This is a genomic window from uncultured Slackia sp. (assembly GCF_934630525.1).
In the GTDB taxonomy this organism is placed as follows: Bacteria; Actinomycetota; Coriobacteriia; order Coriobacteriales; family Eggerthellaceae; genus Slackia.
The window spans coordinates 36,526-43,283 of the sequence record NZ_CAKTVX010000015.1; the positions used below are offsets into that span (position 1 = coordinate 36,526).

Sequence of the window (6,758 nt, forward strand, 5' to 3'; positions counted from 1 at the left end):
CTACACCGTCCTGATTCGCGGATCGATCAGGATATAGAGCATATCCACCACGATATTGATGATGATGAACGTCACGGCAACAACCAACACGACGCCCTGAACGAGCATGGTGTAGTTGGACTGAATGCCGGACAGAATGGCCATACCCATGCCGGGCAGGTTGAAAATGACCTCAATAACGACCGCGCCGCCGATAAGGTAACCAATGCGAAGGCCAAGAACGGTAACGGGCGTAATAAGGGCATTGCGCAGCACGTTGCGGCCGATAACGACACCCTTCGGGATGCCGGCGCCAAGCGCGGTGCGCACGTAGTCTTTATCGAGCTCTTCGACCATAGAAGTACGAATAACACGAGTGAGCTGGCCAGTGACGGGAATAGCCAGTGCGATAGCGGGCATCGCCATGCGGGCGAGCCAGCCAGCCGGGTCTTGCGCAAAGCTGGGCAGCGCACCAGACGCGGGCAGCACATGCAGCATAGACGAGAACAGCAAAATCATGAGAACCGCCAGCCAGAAAGAGGGCGTAGCGATAGCCGCGATTGAGAACACGCGGATAAGTTGGTCGGGCCATTTGTCTCGATACACAGCAGAAACAATGCCGAGAATGGTCGCGAGAACCACCGCGATGATAAGACCCATAAACGTAAGCTGCAGCGTAACCGGCAGAGCCTGCGCAACGCGGTCGGTGACCGATGCGTTGTTGGCGCCATAGGTGCCAAGGTCGCCCTGAACAAGGCCGACCATGAAGTTGCCGTACTGCACAAGCACAGGATCATTCAAGCCATGCTCTTCACGATACTGAATGACCTGAGCTTCTGACGCATTTTCGCCAAGGACCGAATACGCCTGGTCGATCGGCGAAAGCGACATGAGGAAAAACACGAGGATAGTGACGCCGATGATCATGATTGGCAGAGCGATCAAACGTCGGCCAATCAATCTGAGGAGGTTGCTCACCGTGTTCCCCCTTTCGCAATCATGCGGGCATTGCCCGCTTCCCTAAAGAACAAGCCTGCGCTTCCCCGTCAAAGGCAAGAGAACAGACTTATTGATTATACAGAAAAGGCCGCTCACCGATGAATAAGAACCGCTGTTTTCTTGGGATGAATTCGAAGTCGAAACCCCTCCCCCGCAGACGGAGTAAATTCGACGGCAAACGGCAGTTTTCAAGCGCGAGCGGACGGTTTATTTACCTTCAAATTCAAGTTTTCGCCATGGAAACCGCACATCGACGTTTCGATAACAAAAAAAGGAACGCGCCGAAGCGCGTTCCTTAAAAACATCAGATGACTTCCCTGCGTTAGTTGGCAGCAGCAGAAGCGTCGATGAAGACCAGGCCCGTGGTCGCGATAGGCTTGAAGCCTGCGATCTTGTCGGCCCAGTAGCCAGTTGCAACCTCGCGATGGAACAGCGGGTACAGCGGGCAGTACTCGGCGATGATGTCGAAGCACTGGTTCCACAGCTCCTGCTGAGCCTTCTCGTCGGCCTCTTCGCGAGCCTCCTGCATGAGCTCCTGAAGTTCCTTCCACTTGCCATCGGCAGCCTTAGCCCAGCAAGAACGGCCGCGGGTCCAGGTGTTGTCGCCGTACCACCAGCTCATGAGCAGGTCGGGGTCGTTGCCGAAGCAGGTTGGGTCGCCAGGGGTGAGCATGACGTCGTAGTCAAGCACGGAGTCGGACTCGGCGAGAGCGGACCAGTTGATCTTCTCTTCCTGAATCTCGCACTTAACGCCAGCCGCCTCGAGGTCATTCTTAATCTGAGCAGCGAGGCCCTTGACCCAGTTGTTGTTGGTGAGGAGCTTGAAGGAGAGGTCGCTCACGCCAGCCTCTTCGAGCAGCTTCTTAGCCTTCTCGGTGTCATAGGTGTACACCGTCTTGGCCTCGTGATAGTTCTTGTGGTCCTTAGGCAGGAAGCCGGTAACCTTGCTCGCATGGCCAGCCATCTGGTTGCTGATGAGCTTGTCAACGTCGATAGCGTAGAAGAATGCCTGACGAACGCGATAGTCGTCGAAGGGAGCCTTCAGCGTGTTGAACATAAGGAACGGCTGGTTGAAGCCCTGAACGTACTCAACGGTAGCGCCAGCAGCGGAAAGCTGGTCGGCGTTGGCGTCGGGAACGTTCTCCATAACCTGAACCGTGGCCTCCTGCAGAGAGGTGGTACGGGCGGTTTCGTCGAGCTGGATAAACCACTGCATCTTGCCGGCGGTAGCCTTGTGCTCGCCGTTGTAGTTGGCGTTGGGCAGGAAGTCGATCTCGCCGCCGTCGTCGCCATTGATGGTGTCGTACATCCACGGGCCAGAGCCGATGGGCTTGGTCTTCAGGTCATCCTCGGTAAGGCTCTTCGGGAAAACCTTAACGACGGACAGACGACCCTCGAGCAGGCTCTCGAAGGGGTACTTCAGCGTGAAGGTGACGGTAGTGTCGTCCTTCTCGGCAACGGCGTCGATGAAGGAAAGGAACGCACCGTAGGTGGCGTCGGCCATGTTGAGCTCGAAGGCGTTCACGACGTCGGCTGCGGTAACAGCGGTGCCATCGGAGAACTTAGCGCCGTCGCGAAGAGCAACTTCGTACTCGGTTTCGGAAACCTTGACCGGCTTGTCAGCAGCCAGGGCATTGTAGGTCTTGTAGGTGTGCAGGTCGAGGTCGTACAGGCCCTCGAAAACATGCCAGGTAGCAGCAAGCATCAGAGCAGAGCTGTTGCCAATGGGGTTCACGTTGGTAGACGTGTAAGAGCAAGCGCCGGTCAGCGTGCCGCCCTCAGCCGCAGTCGCGGTGGAGCCGGTAGCGCCTTCGGAGCCAGCGTCGCTTCCGCCGCCGCAACCAGCAAGGCCCAGACCAACGGTGGCAGCAGCCACAGCGGAGCCAGCAACGAACGTGCGGCGATCGAGGTTAAACGAGTTTTCCATGATCCTCCCTTTCGAAAAGGTACAGTCGATGCCCAACCTTCCAAGCAAAGCATCGAAGCGCCCACGGCTCATATTGGAGGCCGTGCAAGTAAGGCGCGGGCAAAATTCAAAAACAAGAACCCTGCCCGAGCCCAGCACGAATGCATCGCTCCCCATGCGCAATGCCCTTTCCTCTTCAAGCCGACGAGTAGAATACCCCAAATTCTAAGCGTTTCAGGCGTGGGTAAATGACTTGTAATATTTAAGGGTGCTTTCGGCGGTGAGCGGCATTTATGGCCGCACGAACGGCACAAAAAAAGGCCGGCCTTTCGGCCAGCCTTTTCAATAAAGCATGCTGAGCTCGTTTGTCGAAAAGCCTAAGGGCGATTCTTCAAAAGAGTTTATGCGTTGAAGAGCTCGATGGTGTCGCCGTCTTTCAGCGTAACCATGGCCTTCTTCCAGGTGCGGGTGCGACCCGGCTGCATACGAACGCGCTTCGGCTTCGACTTGACGTTCAGGGTGTTCACCTTCGTCACGGTCACATTGAAGATAGCTTCGATGGCCTGGCGAATCTCAACCTTGTTAGAGTCTTTGGCGACTTCGAAGGTGTAGGTGTTCTTGTTCATCATGTCGTAGCTGTGCTCGGTGATAACCGGGCGAATGATGACCTCGCGGGGATCCTTCATTATGCAAGCACCTCCTCGAGGCGTTCCAGGGCGGCCACGGTCAGAACGAGCTGCTTGTTGTCGACGAGCTCGTAGGTGTTGGCGGCCGAGACGGGAATGATGTTGACGTTCTCGAGGTTGCGGAACGAAAGGAAGGTGTTCACGTCGTCGTCAGCGATAACAACGGTAGCACGAACCTTGTCGAAGCCCAGGGCCTCCATGGAAGCTTTCGCATCTTTGGTGCGAGGAGCCTCGAAGGCGAACTGGTCAACCACGGTGAGCTGCTCGTCGGCCAGCTTAGCGGAAAGCGCGGAGCGCATAGCAAGCTTGACTTCCTTGCGGTTCACACGGAACGCGTAAGAACGGGTGTGGGGACCGAACACGGTGCCGCCGCCAACCCACTGAGGGGAGCGGATAGAACCCTGGCGGGCACGACCGGTGCCCTTCTGACGCCACGGCTTCTTGCCGCCGCCGCGAACTTCGCCACGGGTCTTGGTGTTAGCAGTGCCCTGACGCAGGCCGGCGCGATAGGCACGCACGACCGTGTGCATCACGTGGATGTTCGGCTCGATGCCGAACACGGCGTCGTTCAGCTCGACGGATTTAACCGTCTTGCCCGCGACGTCTTTGATGTCAATAGTAGCCATTGTGGTGTTTCTCCTAATAAAGCGGGGCACTAGGCCATGCGGACGCGAACGATGCCGTTCTTGCCGCCCGGGACGGCGCCCTTCACGAGGATCAGGTTCTGCTCAGCGTCAACGCGAACAACCTCGAGGTTCTTCACGGTAACGGTGTCGCAGCCCATGTGACCCGGAAGGCGAACGCCCTTGAAGACGCGGGAAGGCGTGGCGCACTGGCCGATGGAACCGGGAGCGCGGTGGAAGTGAGCACCGTGTCCGCCAGGGCCGCCAGCAAAGCCGTGGCGCTTGATAACGCCGGCGAAGCCTTTACCCTTGGAAGTGCCGGTGACGTCGACCTTCTTCACGTCGGCGAAAGCTGCAACGGTCTGCAGGTCGCCGGTCTTGTACTCGGAAGCATTCTCGACGCGAACCTCACGCAGGTAGCGAACGGGCTCGGTGCCGAGCTTGGCGAAATGGCCGCCCATGGGCTTGGTGATCTTCTTGGGCTTGATGGCGCCAAAACCAAGCTGAACAGCTTCGTAACCGTCGGTAGCGGCGGTCTTCACCTGGCAAACCTTGTTGGGCTCAGCCACGATGATGGTGACGGGCACAACCTGGTCGTCCTCGTTGAAGATCTGAGTCATACCGATCTTTTTGCCGTAGATAGCGTTGATCATCTCATGCACTCCTTACAGCTTGATCTCGATGTCGACACCAGCCGGGAGGTCGAGGCGCATCAGCGAATCAACCGTGTTCGGGGTGGGCTCGAGAATGTCGATCAGGCGCTTGTGCGTGCGCATCTCAAACTGCTCGCGGGAGTCTTTGTCGACGTGCGGGCCTTTGACGACGCAGTACAGGTTGCGCTCGGTGGGCAGAGGGATAGGTCCGGAAACCTTGGCACCGGTCTTCTGGGCGGTGTCGACGATGAGCTTGGTGGACTGATCCACAATCTCATGGTCGTAGCCCTTCAGGCGGATGCGAATCTTCTGATTAGCCACTTTCATTTCCTCCATGAATTAAGCGGTTCGCCGATTAGGCGTTGCCGCCGGCCTTGCTGATAATATCCGCAGCCACGTTCTTGGGAACGGGCTCGTAGGAATCGAACTGCATGGTGTACGTCGCACGGCCCTGCGTACCAGAACGCAGGTCGGTGGCGTAGCCGAACATCATACCCAGAGGCACCTTCGCGGAGATGGCCACAGCGCCGTTGCGCTGCTCCTGGCCCTGAATCATGCCGCGGCGGCTCGGGATGTCGCCCATGACGAAGCCGGTGTACTCGTCGGGAGTTTCGACTTCGACAGCCATGACAGGCTCGAGGATGACCGGGTCAGACTTGCGCAGAGCGTCCTTGATGGCCATAGAGCCAGCAACTTTGAAGGCGGCTTCGGAGGAGTCGACTTCGTGGTAAGAACCGTCGATGAGCTCGACGCGAACGTCCTCGACCGGGTAGCCAGCCAGAACGCCAGCATGCAGCGCTTCCTGGATGCCCTTGTCGATCGCGGGGATGTATTCCTTGGGAACAACGCCGCCGACGATCTTGTTCTCGAACAGATAGCCCTTGCCAGCTTCCTGCGGGTACATGTTGATGACCGCATGGCCGTACTGGCCGCGACCACCGGACTGACGCACGAACTTGCCTTCGGCGCCGAGCACTTCGTGGCCCGGACGCTCGCGGTAAGCAACCTGCGGCTTGCCGACGTTTGCCTCGACCTTGAACTCGCGAAGCAGGCGGTCAACGATGATCTCGAGGTGCAGCTCGCCCATGCCAGCGATGATGGTCTGGCCGGTCTCGTGGTTGGTGGACACACGGAAAGTCGGGTCCTCTTCAGCCAGCTTCTGCAGCGCGAGGCTCATCTTGTCCTGCTCAGCCTTGGTCTTCGGCTCGACAGCAATGTCGATAACAGGATCAGCGAACTCCATGGACTCGAGGATGATAGGAGCATCCTCGGAGCACAGGGTGTCGCCCGTGGTGGTGTTCTTCAGGCCAACGACGGCAACGATGTCGCCAGCGGCGCAGGTGTCGATGTCAACTCGCTGGTTGGAGTGCATCTGCAGCAGGCGGCCGATACGCTCGTTCTTGTCCTTGGTGGCGTTGACCACGTAGGAGCCGGAATCAAGCTTGCCCGAGTACACACGCAGGTACGTGAGCTTACCAACGAAGGGGTCGGTCATGATCTTGAAGGCCAGAGCCGAGAAGGGACCCTTCGGGTCGGCTTCGCGGGTGTCTTCCTCGCCGGTCTTGGGGTTGGTGCCCTTGATGGCAGGAACGTCGCCCGGGGCAGGCAGGTAATCGACGACAGCGTCGAGGAGTTCCTGAACGCCCTTGTTCTTGTAGGCGGAGCCCACGAACACGGGGTTGATCTTGCAATCAATAACGCCCTTGCGCAGAGCAGCCTTGAGCTCTTCAACGGAGAACTCTTCGTCCATGAGGACCTTCTCCATGAGTTCGTCGTCGCAGTCAGCGGCGGCGTCAACGAGCTCCTGGCGATACAGGGCGGCATCGTCGGCGAATTCGGCCGGGATGGCGTCCATCGGCTCGGGGTAGGTCATGCCCTTGTCGTCGGCCTTGAAGTCCCATGCGGTCATGGT

General features: G+C 58.3%; 7 protein-coding genes. All 7 read right to left on the reverse strand.

Translation table 11 applies throughout. From position 1 onward, the window contains the following. Positions 1–957, reverse strand: coding sequence for an ABC transporter permease (locus tag Q0D41_RS09625; RefSeq protein ID WP_294378545.1), 957 nt, complete (start codon positions 955–957; stop codon positions 1–3). A 343-nt stretch (positions 958–1,300) separates the two neighbouring features. Further along, on the reverse strand, positions 1,301–2,905 hold the full coding sequence (locus Q0D41_RS09630; protein ID WP_294378548.1) for an ABC transporter substrate-binding protein: 1,605 nt from the start codon (positions 2,903–2,905) through the stop codon (positions 1,301–1,303). Positions 2,906–3,285: 380 nt separating this feature from the next. Then, the gene (gene rplW / locus Q0D41_RS09635) at positions 3,286–3,570 is read right to left on the reverse strand and encodes a 50S ribosomal protein L23 (protein WP_114616163.1); all 285 of its coding nucleotides are present in this window, start codon (positions 3,568–3,570) and stop codon (positions 3,286–3,288) included. After that, complete coding sequence (gene rplD / locus Q0D41_RS09640; RefSeq protein ID WP_114616162.1) at positions 3,570–4,196, reverse strand: 50S ribosomal protein L4; 627 nt, start codon at positions 4,194–4,196, stop codon at positions 3,570–3,572. The genes rplW and rplD overlap by 1 nt, the downstream gene beginning before the upstream one ends. Before the next feature lie 29 nt (positions 4,197–4,225). Further along, positions 4,226–4,846 (reverse strand): 50S ribosomal protein L3, encoded by a 621-nt coding sequence (rplC, locus tag Q0D41_RS09645; RefSeq protein WP_114616161.1) that lies wholly within the window; start codon positions 4,844–4,846, stop codon positions 4,226–4,228. A 12-nt stretch (positions 4,847–4,858) separates the two neighbouring features. Beyond that, positions 4,859–5,167, reverse strand: a complete 309-nt coding sequence (gene rpsJ, locus Q0D41_RS09650; protein WP_009304899.1) for a 30S ribosomal protein S10 — start codon at positions 5,165–5,167, stop codon at positions 4,859–4,861. 34 nt (positions 5,168–5,201) lie between these two features. Next, the coding region (gene fusA, locus Q0D41_RS09655) for an elongation factor G (protein WP_294378631.1) at positions 5,202–6,758 on the reverse strand (1,557 nt) is incomplete at its 5' end.

What these genes read in the sequence shown, in the direction of transcription:
- Q0D41_RS09630 (WP_294378548.1), bottom strand. Translation starts at nt 2,905, where the DNA reads ATGGAAAACTCGTTTAACCTCGATCGCCGCACGTTCGTTGCTGGCTCC.
- rplW (WP_114616163.1), bottom strand. Translation starts at nt 3,570, where the DNA reads ATGAAGGATCCCCGCGAGGTCATCATTCGCCCGGTTATCACCGAGCAC.
- rplD (WP_114616162.1), bottom strand. Translation starts at nt 4,196, where the DNA reads ATGGCTACTATTGACATCAAAGACGTCGCGGGCAAGACGGTTAAATCC.
- rplC (WP_114616161.1), bottom strand. Translation starts at nt 4,846, where the DNA reads ATGATCAACGCTATCTACGGCAAAAAGATCGGTATGACTCAGATCTTC.